The sequence below is a fragment of the Endozoicomonas montiporae CL-33 genome, assembly GCF_001583435.1.
GTDB lineage: Bacteria > Pseudomonadota > Gammaproteobacteria > Pseudomonadales > Endozoicomonadaceae > Endozoicomonas_A > Endozoicomonas_A montiporae.
The window spans coordinates 1092404-1111188 of sequence record NZ_CP013251.1 but is presented as its reverse complement, the minus strand read 5'-3'; the positions used below and the strand labels follow the sequence as shown (position 1 = coordinate 1111188).

The 18785-nt window shown below is 51.0% G+C and carries 1 protein-coding gene; it reads right to left on the bottom strand.

What is annotated here, in order from left to right; genetic code table 11:
• Positions 1-109 precede the first annotated feature (109 nt).
• A complete protein-coding gene (locus EZMO1_RS04825; RefSeq protein WP_034875070.1) occupies positions 110-18676 on the bottom strand; it encodes a leukotoxin LktA family filamentous adhesin in 18567 nt (6188 codons plus the stop codon).
• Between the last annotated feature and the right edge of the window lie 109 nt (positions 18677-18785).

The following is an 18785-nucleotide window of genomic DNA, read 5'->3' as shown; positions in this document are numbered from 1 at the left end:
TAGAATATACCGGCTTACCGTCATTCCCACGAAGGTGGGAATCCACCACGAACAGTAGATCTCTGCCTTCGCGAAGATGACGATGGGATGAACTGGCCTGCGCCTTCCTTTATATCGAGTTAATAATCGCTCTGCCACGCCTACCCTTTGAAACCTGACGTCCATTGATGTCTATTTTCGGTGCATACAAAGTAAACCAGTGTCTGCCCTCCTTAATCAACTCCTGAATCTCAATACCATTTCTTGCTCTAATCGAGCCTTTTTCTACCGTCATTTTACGCCCGAACAGAAAATCCCCCATCACTAGCCACGGATTACCGATCAGTTCATCAATAGACAACGAACCCATGGTCGTCATATAGATATCATCACCACTGGTTTTCAGCAAGCTGGCATGAAGATCGGAACGAGCCACAATGTATATCTTGCCTCTCTCTGTCTCTGCAGATAACCACGGCAGATCCACCACCAACGGATGCCCGATGCCGGTAGCCGCCTGCAGAAGCGCCTGCCCCTCGTTGGTGGCCTTCAAGTGAACAGAAGCATTATTCCATCGGCTGATATAATTCCCACGGATATTGCTCTTTGCTGACTTGAGTTCAAAAGCCAGACCCGAAGCATGAGAAGTTAAATGCCCGATACTCTGATAGCCCCGGGTGTGTATCAGCGTTGCCCCATCGGTTTCAATAGTGCTGTACTGACCCATTCTGAACCGGTCAGCCCCAAACTGTTCTGAAGAACCGACAGAGAATGAACTGGCACGAATGGCCCTTCCAAAAGATAAATCAATATCTCTACCTGCCTGAAGCGCCATACTGCCATCCACCTGCACCGATTCGTTAAAGCGGATACTGCCCCAATCAGAATGAGCAACAAAGTTTCCACCGACAGTGAGCGCTTTATACGACTGAGAGTATCGGGTGTTGACCCGCATATCGCCTGTGGTGCTAATGGACGAGCCATAGCCGGTGTTCATATAATAGGCACCCGCCTGATGGTCATAACCTACTGCAAAAGAACCTGCTGTGATATTAATCCTCGGAGACAAGTAGATATTCCTTCCTGACAAGATACTCATGTCTCCGCCAGCAGTAACAAACCGACGAAAATAGACGTCACCGTAATCACTGACAACGCTGAAATCATTGCCGGCATTCACATCATAAAAATTCAGATAACCCTGGCTGGTAACAGAAAGATTGGCTCCGGCGTTTAACTGGTTGCCATAACGGGTGTAATACCGGTCGGTGTTGATAATGATATCATCACCGGCATTCAGGCTGCGGTAATAGCCCTGATAAATGAAGTCGCTGGCATTCAATTCAATGGACTCACCCGCATTAATGCTCTGATACAGGTACAACTGATCACCATTAAACCGGAATGAACCACCCACATCGCCAATCGTGCCGTTAAGGTAAACACGTCCATCGGTGGTTAATTCAAAATCACCACCCGATTGTATCTTCACACTGTCTGGCAACGACAAATAATGGTTGATAAGGGAAAGATCACCGCCTGAGTCAAGTGTTGTATTTCTACCGAGATACAACCGGTCAGATTCAATACTCAGATTCTCAGCGGAGGTCAGCTGCCTGCCCGCCTCAAGATAAACATTCTCAGGCGTTGACAGCTGTAGGTGTCTGCCAGCCGCAATATCCTGATTAATATAAAGGTCGTCGTCCGTATTGACGATGAAAGAACCGCCCGCTCTCTGAACCTGACCATCCAACTGCACAACACCTTTCGTCAACAAAGACAAATCGCCACCTGCTCTCAGGCTGGTGCTTAATGGCAGAGTCATACCCTTATTACTGAGCAATAGATTGGCTCCGGCATGCAGGTAATTATTACCCTGCAAATCCAGACGGTTTGAAATCAGACGGGTACTGCCTCCGGATGCCAACCCACTCGCACTGCCCAGCACAACATGATCCGATTCAAAGAACATATTACCGCCCGTCGCTATGCGCTTACCGGCCGCCAGATGAATAGTGGCAGGTGATGAAACAGGCACAAGGTTAACACTCTGAGGAACCGGTTCTTCTTCAGTACCAGTACGCACATCCGCATGACCACCCACCTGAACATGATCATTAAACAAGACCGGACCAGACCCACTGGCAATGCTCAGGTGACCACCCGCCGTCAACCCGGACAGGTTCATCAGGCCACTCGTCGTCAACTGCATAGATCCGCCCGAACTCAGAGCACTGTCTGTCATCTCAAGCTGATCCGCCGTTAACGACAAATTCCCCCCGGCTGATACCCGTTGGAAAGGTGCAATATCAACACCGCCCACCGCTTCAATGCGCATATTGCCAGAAGCAGTGATATCCCCCTGAACACTGAGACTTTCACCCATTTTCAGGAACATAGAACCGGCTGAAGCATAAAGAGCACCACCCGACGTCAGGCTTCCTGCCGTTTCAATGTTGACACCGGCTGCTGCCAGCGAGCCAGACAGGGTCAGATCACCACTGGACAGCACATCCACATCACCGGCGACAGTGGCAGAGTTAATCGCCAGTTCGGAGCCGGATTCGATATCAATATCAAGATCACCCCCCACATCCAGTGTGCCCAACAGCATGGAACCCGAGGCATCCAGCTTCATATCGCCGCCAGAACGCATCAGACTGCTGTCGCTCATCGTGATAAAGGCAGCCTTCACATCGGCATAACCGCCAGCCGTCATATTCCGACCAGCTGACATCGTCAGCCCACCTCTTGCGACGATATCCAGATGCTCAGAAGCACTGATATCACCCTGCACATCGAGAATATTGCCTGTCAGAAGATTCATAGAACCAGCAGAAGCACTGAGAGCACCACCCGACGTCAGGCTTCCTGCCGTTTCAATGTTGACACCGGCAGCCGCCAACGAGCCGGACAAGGTCAGATCACCGCTGGAAAGCACATCCACATCACCGACGACGGTGGCAGAGTTAATTGCCAGCTCTGAACCGGATTCGATATCAATATCAAGATCACCCCCCACATCCAGCGTGCCCAGCAGCATGGAACCCGAGGCATCCAGCTTCATATCGCCGCCAGAACGCATCAGGCTACTGTCGCTCATTTTGACGAAAGCAGCATTAATATCCATAGAGCCGCCAGCTGTCATATTTCGACCAGCTGCCATCGTCAGCCCACCTTTTGCGACGATATCCAGATGCTCAGAGGCACTGATATCACCACGAACTTTGAGAGTATTGCCTGTCAGAAGATTCATAGAACCGGCAGAAGCACTGAGAGCGCCACCCGACGTCAGGCTTCCTGCCGTTTCAATGTTGACACCTGCGGCTGCCAACGAGCCAGACAGGGTCAGATCACCACTGGAAAGTACATCAACATTGCGCTTCACTGTGGCAGATTTAATAAACAACTCGGAGCCAGATGCTATATCAATATCCAGATCCCTTCCCACATTCAACGCGCCCAAACGCATTGAACCCGATGCATCCAGCTTCATATCGCCGCCAGAACGCATCAAGCTACTGTCGCTCATTTTGATGAATGCAGCATCAATATCCATAGCGCCGCCAGCCGTCATATTTCGACCGGCTGCCATCGCAACACCTTTTTTGGCAACAATATCAATATGACGGAAAGCACCGATATCGCCCTGAACATTCAGCCCCTTACCCACGTTCAGCGTCATGGAGCCAGCCGATGAATAGATGGAACCTCCGGACACCAATTCACCGGCGGTTTCAATCAAAACATCACTGGCTGCCATAGAACCGGAGAGATTGAGATCACCACTGGAAAGAATATCAACAACGCCACCCACCGTCGCTGCTTCAATACTCAGGGCAGATCCACCCGCTAAATCAATATCCAGATTTCTACCAACTTTCAGCGTACCCAAAGCTTGGCTGCCAACCGTTTCCAGCACGACATCCTTGCCTGCTTTCAAGCGACGACCAGCTGACAGTGTTTTTTGCCCATGAACAATAATCGAGCCTTTGTCACTGGTGATATCTGCATTCAAAAGCATGTCACCGCCGGAAGTCAGTTGCACATTTTCTGTTGAAGCAACAATACTGCCGGTCAACGTCAGGTCTGTCTGAGTGTCAATGTCTATCTTGCGGGCATCCAACCCATGCGCTTCGATCGCCCCAAGCGATTCATCGAAGCCGTTGGTAGCCACCAGATCAATAGCACCGTTTTTAGCCATCAGGTTAAACAGATTCATGCTGTCGGTTGCCGACATAACCAAATCGCTGCTGCTCGTCACGGAAGCCAGTCCATCCATCACAATCCGGTTAGCATCAGCCACCAGTTTGTCGGCTTTGGTCACAACATCGCCATTAAGCGTCAACTGACCGTTAGCCAGCAGCGTCAACTGACCTTTATTAGCCGTCACATTCCCCAATGCCAGCGTGCCGGAACGGGCATACATATTGGCACTGCCAACGTTCACATTCATACCGCTCAGGTCAATATTGGCAGCCTCAATATCCGCATCATTACCAACCGTCATTGCGTAAGCGCCAGACGTCAGATCGCCGTTAGCATCCAGAATCAGATCAGCCACCTTCATATTACCCTGCAAAGCCAGAGCGCCCGACGCATTCAGAGACAAACGATTATCGACATCTACCTGCCCAAGGGTAAACAGGCTGGAGTCTTTGATGTTCAACCATGCATTACCCGCATCTGCCCGGAAGGTTCCGACTCCGGACATAATCAGGTTCAGAGTGCGGGCACTACTGCCCAGATCGTGGCTATTGACATCGAGGTTGAAAAACTCAGCGGAAAGGAAACTATCATCGTTATAAGCCAACAGGTCGTTGCTGTTATGAATGGAAAGCAAACCGCCAGCACTGACCGCCCCAATATAAAGCTCGTCTCCACCCCCCTGAAGGTACATATCTGAGGATGCCCCTGCCTGACGTAAAGTACCGCTAAGATTCAGTTTCACAGCACTGGACTGCGAACCAATATCACCCTGAGTATTCGCAATAAACAAATCTCTGGCTTTAATATGAGTCAGCCCCGCCTTCGCACTGATGGCACCATCAACAATCAGTCGTATATCTTTACTGGCCGATTCCAGCTTGCCAATGGTAAGACCAGATGTGGACTCAATATAAATCTCATTGGTGGCCGAGGCGTATAACTCACCCGGCGCATCCACTTTAATGGGGTCAACCTGCTTCACATTGAAAGTGACGGCATCATTGGTCACTGTCGTGGAAATATCCCCTGCCCCTGCTGCCAGTAACGCCGCTTTTTGGGCATCAGAAATACTGCCTGTCCCATCTCGCTTAATACTGAACACCAGATCATTCAGGTTTTCACCAATACTGCCTCCATTGGCCATCAGATGAACATTCGATGCCTTAACATTGGCATCCCGGTTGGTAATCTGACTGGACGCATCACCATTCAGTGCCGTAGAAGAAATACTGATATCCAACTGACTTTGCTTCCAGCGAGCGCCTTCCACCATGTCACTGTACCAGCCGGACTCTTTCGCCAGCGTCAGCTTGTAATTCTGATCGTAACCTCCGGTCAGCAGGTCACCATAATCGTAACCATACAGTATGCCTTTTTGCTCTTTACCGATGGCCTCTTCAGGGTTCTCATAAACATCTGCCACGGCAATCTGATCGGCAAACCATTGTGTAAGCCCTTGGTAGTCAGACTTCACAGCACTTGTCAGCTCTGCCTCATCATTGATGCTGTAACGCAGTTTCAAAGCTTCAATAAAAGCAGGGTCAATGGTGAAATTGGCATCACTGTTATCACTCAGCCTCTGCTTCAACATCCAGTAAGTATGATACTTGTGGGAAAACTGGTTCTCATAAGACGACACCGTGACAGCACCCGCCTCATCACTGAGCAGGTTCAGGCTATCCCAAACCGACGCGTCATAAGCCAATTCCTCATCCGTCTTGTCCAGTCGTCCGATGCCATTGGTTATCCGCCCGTTGCCCAGCCGGATAACAATATCTTCACTGGCATTAGCACTGTGAAGCTCCATATCACCGCTGTTCTGGTTGACCGCAATATCCGTTGCCGCGTTGAGTTTTACAGCACCGGTGGTAGAGATATTAATGTATTGATAGGTACTGGTGTTTCCTACGGTACCCACTTTACCGATACTGCCGGTAGAGCTGGTCAGATCCAGTTGGTCAGACTGCACAAGGGTGCTGCTGTTTTTCGCCACAATGCCTTTATCAAACACCCCAATAATGTCGTATTTTGCTTTAAGGTGCTGAAGTTCGACATCGCCATCCGTACCGGTCACATTGAAATACAGCGAACCGTGGGTGGAGTTCAGCCCCAGTTCATCGGTCACAATGGACAACGCATTATCCTTGCGACCAATGCTACCCATTGCCGTGATCGTGGTGACATCGGAAGTAATAGCGGTTGAGTTTGAGGTCACCAGATTCCGAAGGGTACTGATATTGGTCGTCCCTCTGGGGTTATAGACATTGCCGGTCAGTTGTATGGTTGACTTGGATGTGAGGTCAATCGAACCTTGGGCAGAACCGGTGAACTGGAACGTAATCGGGTTATCCGCCTTCACATACGTATGGGCATCCATCCACATTCGATAGGCGACTCTAACCGACGGATCGACATTGGTCATGTTGCTACCGTAATACTTGTCATAGCTCAGACCCCACTTCACCCGCCAGAGGTTCGCACCGCCATAGTCGTAAACCTGAGTCAGATAATTGCTGGCGGTACCACCCGAGCACGCTTCGGCTTTTACGGAACAGTTGGTGTAATAGCTGGTTTCTGTATTCCAGTCGGTTTCGTAATACCAGTTGCCGACAGTGCCGGGGTATTTGGCAAAGTAGCCATCAATGTCTTTACCATCATAAGGTTCAGAGCTGTCTCCCGGCGGATCAATGCTTCTGCGAACGGTCGCCCCTTCACGAATATAAAACAGCTGTCCGGCCAGAGGGTTGTACGTCATGGTTGAGGTGGTACCGGTTCCCCCTAAACTTTTAATGTAATTGGATTCGTCGTAGCTGACCGCCCAGGCATTGGTTTCGTACTGCCTGATTTTATTGCCGGGTGAGTGCACAAACCACTCACTGTAATAACTGCCGTTTTTGCGCTTATTCAGGTCGGTGATTCGAATCACGCCAGTGGCATCGTCTCCGGCACTGACCGTGCCTAGTACCAGCTGCTTGTTGGAATCGTTATTGATATCAATCTGACCCAAACCGTCTTTAACGGTAATATTGCCATCCTGTCCGGTGGAAGAAATTCGGGCACGAATCGCAACATAGCCACCACCACTCACCGGAATATCGTCCGCCACCAGCTTGCCCGAAGCGACATCATAGGTCAGTCCAATGCCGCTCGAACCCCCATTAGACGACACATCAAATGTATAGAATTTTCTTTCTAACAGCCCAAAACTGTTTCTGACCCACAGTGTTTTGGTTTCTCCGGGTCTGATATTAACGACATCACCGGCAGACAGTCCGGCATCACTGATATATTGAGCAATTTTATTATCAAAACCTGATCCGACATCCACTGACCATGCGTTATCCGTACCAACAATAATTTTTCCGTTGATATCCAAACGCTCAGCATTAATTACCACCTTTTCGCCAATGATGGAGGTGCCAGTACCTCCCAATGCGCTTTTTACCTGAGCGTAAGTGGCACTCTGAGTCAGATCAGACTGCTTGTTCCAAACGGGTTTGAATTTCCAATATTTGCCACCACGACCGCTGCTGTTGGATCGCATTTCAAACACAATCGCACCATTGTCGCTATATTCCTGACTGTCACTGAAGCCCCAATTGAAGTAGATGTTCATCTCGTCATAGCCGTAACCACTGCCCTGATAATAACTTTTCTGATCATCCGTATGGCGAATCGCCCTGCCCGTGAACCAGTTGTTAAAATCATTAATGCCGGTGGCATTGATGGCTGTACTGTACTTGTCGTTAATATACAGCTGAACAAACCCTTCGGCCGAAGGCTTCCATCCTGCGGTGTAGTTAACCAGCGCTTTAGGGTCACGACCATAAGTCTGAGGTTTGTTGGAATTCAGCAGCAAGCTGCCATTTTCGACATTCAGGTTAATGGCATTGGCTTCAATCACCGCTTGCTGAATTAAGTCCCCTTCTGCCACATCAATAGTCACGCTGGATAACAGGTTCGAGAGGTCGCCATTAATAATAACGTCGGAGTCCAGATAGTTCGCACCCGTCGGTGCATGGCTAATAACAATGCCGGTGGTCGATGTATAATCACTACCAGACTGTTCAAAGATATGACTGCTACCCAATGAAGCACCGCCCGTGACAAACACATTACCGCCGGTTTGATTGGTAATACTCAGATTTTCGAGTAACAGGTGTTCATCGGTTTTATTATCCACCTTAACGTAGGCATCGCCTTTCGCGGTGAAGGTCGGCTTATTACTGCCAGCCAATGTAATGGTGTCAGCCACCAGATTAATGTTACCCGCCGTCGCCTGAACATCCGCCACTCTTATGGCATAATTCGGATTAGCCGACAGGTCATTAACAATCGCGGACAACAATACGATCTCTGATTTTAGTTCTTCTATTTCTGCCAGATAAGGGTTAGAGCCGCCATCAACTACCGTTTCTGATGCCGAACCCGATGAACTACTGGTGTCTTCACCATCTTCACCGTCGCCATCACTGACAGTAATGCCTCCTATCACCGTACTGGAGCCATCCCAAGACTCCAGCAACGTCACCCGATCCTCCAGCTCCTTGATATACGCTTGCAGTTCAGCACGACTGGAATACTTATCGTCCATTCTGGCAGCGGTGCCGTATCGGTAGAGTTGTTTGCTGATCGTACCGTTGGTTTCTATTTCAACCCACTGATAAGCATACTGACCCGCGACGACAGAACCACTGCCGTTAAACGTCAGAACATTACTGGTGATTGTGTCACTGCTGCCAAACTTGGTTTCGGAACTGAACAGTTCCAGATAGGGATTTTTTTCAACGCCACGGTGAGAAGAGCTCAGCAGCCCTTCGTTCGCTTCAATAAAGACATGACTGTCAGAACCGATATCAAAGCCATCCGCAAACACCACATTATTGTTCAGCGTGATATTGGATTTCGCCTTGTTACCCGCCGGAATAGGAATCGCTGTCCAGTTATAAACATTGGCAAGCGCATTGCCTGTTAGTTGGTTTTCCTGAAAATAGCTACTGCTGCGACCACTGTAAATGCCCACATTGCCATAGCCGTTTATCTCGACATTCTTACCCACACTTACTTGGTTCAGAATATCCAGATCCACCGTGCTGACACCACCGACAACACCGGCTGCGGCATACACCGTCACATTCGCCTGAGAAACGGCACTTCCCCGTGAATAGGTGCCAATGCCAATTTCACCCACCGGATTATAAAGCTCTACACCTTCGCCCAGTGAAATCTTGTTACGCACCTTAACGTCAACATCAGACTCCGCACCCGCACCCTGTAAAGCACCACCGATTTCCAGTTTAGATTCGTCGTAGACAAAGAAATCAGTGAACGCATCCAGCGTAATCTTGTGATCGTAGGTGTCATCGAGCCACGCCAGATCCGAAATTTTCAGAACGGCGTTTTTACCGACCACCACTTCAGCGGTCAGATTTTTCAGGTTTTGATAAGAAAGCCCCGCCGAACCATTGAGCGCACCCCCACCGACACCGTGAATGGAAGAAGTAAAGCCATTGAAATAAGGGTTCTGAATCTGAGAGGCACCATTAATAGCGTCGATATCGAGCTGCATCGCCGAGAAGCTGACATTTTCACCTAATTCGACTTGGGCATTGGTATCCACTTCTACCAACGAAGTCGCACCCGAGCCACCCACCACAGAAACGGTGGTCGAATCTGTACCGGCAAAAAACTCGGTTTCACTGGCAGCCGAAATATAAACACCGCCCGCATCCACCGGCACCACCCGATAATTGCCGGACCAATCATCCACAAGCACGGCAGCAGAATAATGACCATTACTATGGTCGCCAGCATCCATCACCGATTCTGCGGCACTGCCCGAGTAATAACCGCCACCGCCTGCGGTGGTAAAGCTCTGGTTCTGGTTATAACTGCTGGCATCCAGAATCAAATCACCCGGACGCTCAAGGGCTGCAATGGGATTCTTGCCAAACTCAACCCGACTGGATGAGAAAGACTGAGCGACACCCGTTTGATAACCGCCAGCAACCCATCCGACAAAATAACCATCGGCATCGGCAATCTGCACGCCGGTATGACGTGAGTACACCGAGAAGTCAGAATACGGCAAGTAAACACCGTCACCGACACGGGCAACAGACTGAGCTTTATTGGTTGAACGAGCCTCACTGCCCGCCACACCCAGAAAAAGCCCGCCAGACGCAGCAAAAGCTGCAGAATAAGCCGTTTCGTAGCCATCCGCACCGCTACCCGTCTCTGAGCGCACCACCACATGACCACTGCCGTTAAAGACAGTGCCATCAGCCACTTCCGCTTCTGCTTTCGTATTGGTGATCGCATAAGCAAACGACCCACCCATAGAACCACCGGCGGCCACAGTGACACCATAAGCACTGGAGTAAAGCTCGGGTGTAGACTGGGCACTAATATTCACGACGCTGGTATCGGAGCCTGTATCAATGGTGCCGTAAACAATGGCCTTCACATCAGAATCATCACGAGCATCCGTCACAACGCCCTGAACGCCGGCAAGCAAACCACCCGCCAACGCGAAGTTAGTGCTCTTGACCATGCCTGAATTAACAGCGTTCAGGCTGATACTATTAAAACCGTCAATCAATTTGCCCGTTTCGCCAATCCAGGCATCAATATCGCTGTCTTTTTCGGCATACCCGATACTGACGCCTATGGCTCCGGCACCAATATTCAAGTTAAGGTTGCCATCGGTAGCCGATGAAGGTTTGCCGCTGTCCACATCGCCCAAACGGATTTCTGTAGAATCATGCGCTGACACCACCAGATCGCCGGTGTCATTGCCTTCTACGGAATTGATGCCTGCCACCACACGGTTTTCGCTGCGGGCATCGTTATAATTCACCACAACACTGGTGCCACCCAGCCCGACAATAAAGCTTTTCATTTCCAACGCGGCATCGTCGTCACTGACGTTTTCGAGGCTGGCACCAATCACCACATCGTCAGCCTTGATGTTACTGTCTACAGTGGCGATGTTCATTTCATAGGACCGGCTAATACCGATGACTCCGGCGATGCCCACGGTGCTGACCTGAGCCGCACCCAGCCCCTGATAACTGTGCTGCAATGTACGACTATTAACATTCAGCGTGTCCACATCAATATCGCCGCCACTGATTCTGGCTGCGGTGACACTTTCACCGCTTAACTTAAGGGATTGACCAGACTCTGTGGTGGTTGACGCAGAAGGAATGCCGCTGCGTTCTATGGTGACACCCGAATCGGCCGACAGCGTTGCCAGCTCTTCATCAGACAGATGTCTGTTATAACTGGCGGTATCCGTCGCCAGTACGGTGTTGGCTTCATTGCGACTGGGGTCGAATTCGTCTTCGGCATTCGTGCCATCTTCTGCGGTCGTATCCCCCTGACCGTACAGTGCCACCCCAATGCTCACGGCGGCGGCAGCATTGGTGGATGCGCCTCCGGCGACACTGATCAGGCGTGAAGTACGCCGGGCAGTCGCATCAAGATCAAGCGTATCGGCCTTGATATCCGACCCCACCACTTCACTGTAAACCTGTGAACGACCCAGGACGACATTGGCAACCGCGCCCACGCCCACACTGGCACCGGCACCAATACCCGCCGCCCAGTGATCCGCATCCTGAATGCTCTGGGCATTCACCGTGACATTAGTCGCAGCAGAGCTGCCATCACTGCCACGAAGGTCCGTGGTCAGGTTATTGCTTTTCAGATAACCGTGAATGCCGGCACGGGTTTCACCCCGGAATTCCGTGGTGTTGACCATGGCGGCAACACCAAAACTACCGGACAAACCCGCACCAAACACATAACTGTTCGCACTGGAAACACGGTCGGCATCCACCTTGATAGTATCTGCATTAACCGCCATGGTGCGTGTATCACCACTGTCGTCCAAATCATTGCCGATGATCGCCAGAGAGTCACCACCGACGATGTTCACGGCCAAACCGATACCAACACCCACCGTGGTACCAATGCCCGCAGCACCCGCCGCAACATTGGTTTCCTGACGGCGGTCTGAAACCACCACCACCTCATCGGCATTCGTTGTCCCGCCCCGCAGCCATGCCCGGGTATGCCCCAGTTGTTCCGTAATCACGACGGAAGCCGCACCACCCAAACCGCCTGTAGCGCCCAGCCCCGCAGCGACACCGGCCGATACCGCCTGCGCCAGTTTGGATGAATTAGCGTCAATGGTCAGCTTGTCTGCATTCAACGTGCTGTTCACCACGGTGGCTTCACTGGAACGCTTCTGTGCATTGGTAGCAAAACCACCCACACCGGCGCCTGCCGCTTCTCCGCCTCCAGAGACGGCAATCCCTGCCGAAACGGCTAATCCTGCTTCGTGGGCATTAGCACGAACATAAACATCCGCACCGTCTTCATTACTGACACCATCGTTAATGGTCGCCTCGTTGATATACGCTTTGGTGGCGTTGTAGGTGCCGTTGGTGGCAACGTTCGCATTAATGGCAACGGTTTTACCACCGGCACCACCGACAGTGATGGCTCGCTGTTTGGTTCTGGAGGTGGCGTTGACCACCAAGCCATTCACCGAGTCTTTGGTGCGTTCAACAGAGAGCAGATCGAACCCGCTGGTCAGGTCATTCATGGACACAGCATCGGGGTTGGAATCATCACCCGCGGTAGAAAGATCAGGAAGATCGCCATACCCTTCAAGGTCTCCGGTATCCACCCGCATGGTGGCACCTTTACCTTTAGCAATGACCACGGCGTCATCAATGTACGCTTCTGTTTTGCCATATTCCATTGCGGTGGATATGGCAACGGCACCGGCTCCGGCATCCAGACCAATACCCACTGCACCACTGCCCACTAAATTGACACTGAGGGCATCGGCGTTCACCAACACATTGTTCCATGCTTCAATACGGGCATCCTTAGCAATACGTGCGGTAACATCGCCGTCTATAATCCCCGTACCGACAGAGCCTGCCAGCGACACCTGTTTGGAAGCGGCTACGCCTGCATCAATGGTCAACAACCAGTTGCGACGATAAGCGTCCACGACCACATTTTTTGCTTTCAGGGTCGTGCTGCCCGGATTGCCATTATTACCCAGAATTTCTGCGGTGACATCGGAATCCACCCGATTAGTGGCAATAGCCACACCACCCGCCGAACCGTTACCGGAACCCGCCCCCATCCAAGCTGTTGCTACGCTGTCACTGTAGTCTTGCCCCTGAACAATCACATCGCCGCCACTGTCTGAAGCAGCATCGCTACTTCGATTGGTGGCGATGTCTTTAATACCGGCTTCAACCGACTGGTCAATGTTGTTGGTTGAAATAGCACCGGCAAAACCAATGCCGCTCTGACTCAGGTTGGCACCGATGGCAATGGCATTACCGACCAGCAAATTATGATCATTCGAGGTGCCACTGAGCGCTCTGACCGTCAGGTTTTCATCGACTTTCAGGCTGGTGTTGCTGACTCTGGCTTTAGTGGAATGCTCATCCGTACCCACCAGATTCAAAGCCACTGCCAAACCACCGGCTAATGCCCCGCCCTGACCACTGCCAACAGCAACCGAACCTGCAACGTTGATAAGATCCATATCGTTCTGGGCAACAACCGACACATTGCTGGCATTAATGGTGCCTTTATCCGAACCATTCCAATTGCCAATTTCTGCCAGCACTTGATTATTCAAACGGTTAACCGCCACAGAGCCAACGCCGGAAAAACCACCCGTCCCCACACCAACGCCAATGGCTACGGTGTAAAGCAATGAATCATCACGGGCATTCACGCTAACGTCTGCGGCGGCATCGTTTTTATTGATATTGACGTCTACCAAGCGGGCTTTGGTTTCGCTTTTAACGTCGGCATGGGCATAGGAAATGCCCAGATTCTTTTTGCCCATCTGAACAGCACCCGCTACAGCAATAATCCGCTTGCCTTCCGATGAATAGCTGTAGGTCGAACCACTGCCGTTTTCATTGGTATGAACGTTGGTATTATCAATGGCTTCAGCGCCGCTAAAGTCATAATCCTTATTTAACTTGCTGGAACCCAATCCGCTGAGAATGGAGTCAAGACTACCGTCTTTGTCGCCACTGGCGTTCGCATTGACGACACCAGCACCGGTAATATTCGTGCCTTTGATTAACGCTTTGGTATCCGCGCCAATAGAACCTATGGCAAAGCTGCCCTGAAAACCGAGCGAATCTTCCTGATTATTGTTGTAGCCAATGCCTGCCGCGCCAATACCAATCTGACTCAGACTGCGGGCACTGACATCTACACGGTCAAAGTCGTTCAGATAAGAGCGGTTACTGCCACTAAAATCAATAATGGCTTCCGTGGCTGCGCCATCATAAACGTCCTCGTCGTAAGCAGTACTGAGGGTATTATTACCATCGGGATTGGCATCACCGATAATGGCTGAAGGATCGTTGATTTCAGCAAACGTAATAGCAAGACCAGCACCCTGCTTACCACCGGCGTACAATGTACCGCCACCGACTCCCACATGACTGTTGTTATAAGCCGACACTTCCAGATTATTATCGCTGCCTTGGTTGGAGCTGATGGAAGAGCCTTGTATGCGTGCAGACGTGCCGTCGAAGATTTGAGCACCAGAAACGGACAGTGCGCCATTGCGTGTCTGTCCGGATGACGAATCCGGTTTGGTCACAGACAGCGCCAGTGCAACCGAGGTCTGATCGCCACCATGCAGAGCCTGCACACTGACATCGTCGGCGTAGGAAATGGTTGAATCTTTTATCCAGGCCAGTGCGTCGTTAAAGCTGATTTGATAAGCAATAGCACCGGCAATCGTATTCTGGTTGGTCGGTGATTGTGCGCCCAGCAATGACAATGCCGCTGAACCCGAGGCACTGGCAGACACCACTTTTTCCAGAGCCTGAACGTCGACATCCACATCATTGTAACTGCTGCCATTGTAGTGCCCGCTGATAGAAGCACCCTCAATCATAGCTTTGGCATCAATGTTATTAACCGACACGGTAAAGCTGCCCGCACCGGCTAATCCGGTCTGATCGGCGGACACCTCGGCAGAGCTGTTACCGGAACCGCCTGAGTCATTTTTTCCGCTTTCAGACGCACTGCCTACGGAAGCATCGCCGCCACTGCCGGAAGCGCCGGTGTAATTCGAAGCCACTTTGGAAGACAGCCCGTTGAACCATTTTTCAAACTTGGTGCCCATTCCCGGCTTATCAGAAGGTTCCGTTGTTGCGGCACCCGCCACTGCCAGCGAGCCATTCGTACCCGCCGCACGACCACGGACAGCTACCGAATTCACCACAATCCCTTTCGTGGGTGCAGGCGCCGTAGGTGAATCTGGCACAGGCTTGTCGGTCTTCACGTTGTTGCTGTTTTCAAACGTGACCTTGTTGTACTCGCTGCTGTTATCGCCAATAAACGCTTTGGTATCACCCTGAGAAACATTGGCAGCAATCGCAATGCCCACTGCGGACTCATCTGACCAGTTAAAGGCACCGGCCGCCGCCCAGTTTCCAAAATCATGACTCGCCACAATCAGCAGGTTATCTGCGCTTAATTGCGCCTGATGATGCAATGAAGAGTGGGTCAGTACTTCAGAATTTAAAAAGCCCAGCACACCACTAAAACCAACGCCACTGCCCTGACCCGACGACGGTGTCACCAGAAAATGACGTTCGTCGGTTTCACTGTAAACGCCCACATTACCCGCCGCGTTAACCGTGGCCTTGCCAATACCCGCCACCGCCGAACCGGACTGCTGATTGTAAGAAATGGAACCACCAATGGACTTGCCTTTTTCATTGGTGCCATTGGCATTGGGCAACAAACCAAGCGTACCGAGGTTGCCCGCTACCGTCGCCGTTTCCATCAGGTTATACGCATGGACGGTGACTGAGTCCGTAAAATCGAAGGTGTACGTAATGTCTTTGAAAACGCTGCTGTCACCAAGAAAACCGGGAATGCGGCTGTTGGCTTCAACAGTTCGACTGGCACTCCAATTGCCTGTTCCCGTGGTTGTTACCTTTGCGTTGTCGTCTATCCAGGCTTTGGTGTCCATGTCATTCCAGATAACATTAAAACTGCCACCATAGGCTTCTTTATCTGCCGCGGCTCCGGCATTGGCAAAGGCCGTAAGGATATTATTCTGTAGACCTCCGACACCATTAAACTTGCTGACTACATCGGAAAAGTTATCCCACTTATCATAAGTGGACACAATGGGCATGTGCTGCGCCGCGATCACGCCAAGATTAGCGGCATCAATCTGAACCGATTCGCCAACTTCTGCCACGGCGTCACTGTCGTTAATGGCAAAATTGAGTGCCAAAGCAAGGCTTTTGTCAGAAGCTGGAGTCTGATTGTCCCCTCCCGACTGCTTATTCGGTGATGAAACCGCTGTTTCCGACGAAGTGCGATACCCTCCTTGATCACCACCCAGAGCACCACTGCTATTCCCCCCCGCCACGGGCGCGTTATCCGAGCCCAGATCCGTCTGGCTGGCAACAAGCACATTGCCGGTGGCATGGATATGAGGCGCATCGGCCTGTCCGGACACATTGGTACCGAGATAGCTGTACGCTTCGTGGTCAGAAAGGTTTAAAGAAAACGACAAGCCGCCTTTAAAGTTGATCTTTCCACTTTCATCCGTGGGTGCCGAGTGCCCAATAGGCAGGTACTTGGTCGTATAGTTATGAACACCATTTTGCAGCGCCGAAATGCCACTGATGGCTTTAGAGCCAATGGTGCGCATAAACAGGTTGCTACCCACCGTCACACCGGAATGAACCCTCTGGTTCAGAGTCCGGTCTAAAGCCGTAATCGTGACATCGCCGGTTTTATCCTGATCCGTGCCAAGGCTACTGCCCAGTTCCGCAGTGGCATTGGTATTAAAGTCACCCACCGCCACTGCCAAACCATAACGGGTTGCTTTCAAACCATAAGCCGAAGCAGAAACGTGATAGTAATTCTGGTTGTCTGCGGCAACCACCAAATTATCAGCATCCAGAGTCACGCCGCTGTCAATTTTTGCGGTTGCATCAACGTCAGATTCACCCACAGCCGCCGCAATCACAACCTTGTTGGCATCCTCTGCAATCAGGTTAAACGCCGTTGCTGATACATACGATTCGTTATGGGCTGAAACCTCTAAATCGCCCCCGGCTTCAATGGTGGCGCCGGATTTTACATGAGTTATACTGGTGGCATCACTGGAGGCGTAAATAGCCGCTACGGCACCGGGCAACGCATTCCCCAATGTAATGGCAGAAGCATCCGCAATCGCATGGGATTCCGTACTCAGGATTACATTACCACTGGCGTTTATATGAGCATTGCTGTTGACGTTAACGGTAGCTTCTGCGTCCGCTTCCATCAGATAAAATGAAGCGCCTGCGAAAGCCCCGCCCACAGCAGAGCCTATGGCAGCGCCGGGCTCTTCTTTAATGCTACTGGCGGCTTTGGATTCCGCCGTTGCCGTCAGGTTAGCGGCATACACTTGACCATCAAGGTCGATTGCCGTGCTGACATTCACCACACCAAGACCCGCTTCTTCACTCACGGCCGCCGTAAGGGTTATATCGCCTCGGCTGGAACCATTGGCATGACGCGCATCCAGCGTTGCATCCGAGGCAAGATTAATGTCGCTGGCGGTGATTGTAAAACCGCCATCGGCGTACAAATCACCCGACAGGTTAATGGCATTATCCGCCGTGCTGGCGGCCTTCAGCACAATGCTGCCACCGTCAACTTTTAATTCCGTTGGAATCGTCAGGTCATCAACGTTAACCGCGGTGTAATCATCATTCACACCGTAATTGCTGACACCGGTGGCAGAGGCCGCATTACCGGCTATTACAATGGCGTTATCACCAACCTCAATACTGTGAGCATGAATATCAACACCCGATGCCGTATTGATTTTCCCCTGAATCCTGACCAACCCTGAAGACGACACACTGAAACTGTTATTGAGAAGATTACTCACCTCGGCATTAACCGGCTCACCACCACTCAGCAGGGCATCCATCAGGCTGCCGTCGGGTGTTTTGACAGAAAGACTGCCCACATTAACAACACCGGTTTCACCGACGACAAACCCTGCCGAACTGGCAAACACAACATCGCCGCCCAGCGTACCGTTTTTATAGCTATTGAGAATGCCGTGTATCTCAGGTGCGTCACTTCCCCTGACAATATTCACCAGGTTGCTGGCATCAGCAGGTACCGTCAGATTGGCGGTATGAGCATTACCCACAACAAACTTATCAAACACATTAATGGCAGAAGAATTAGAACGCTTGAGGGAAGTAATGGTATGAACGTTATTGACACTGGTGACCGAAGTGATGCCATCGACCGCCTGAATATCATTGTCAACCGCAAGCGCTTGAGTAGAAAGCAATGCGCCTGTCACTGCTGGCCAGTGAAGGTGACTAAAGGCCTTTCTGTTGACCAGATCGATAGAACTGGACAGCGTTGTACGATGAAAGCCTTCCATGGCGATTCCTTCTCTTTATTATTCTGAATTAATTTTTGATACGTCTTCGTCAGAAGAAAAGAGGGCAAAAGCCCTCTTCTGTTTTTTTGTTTATTGAGTGACTCTCTCT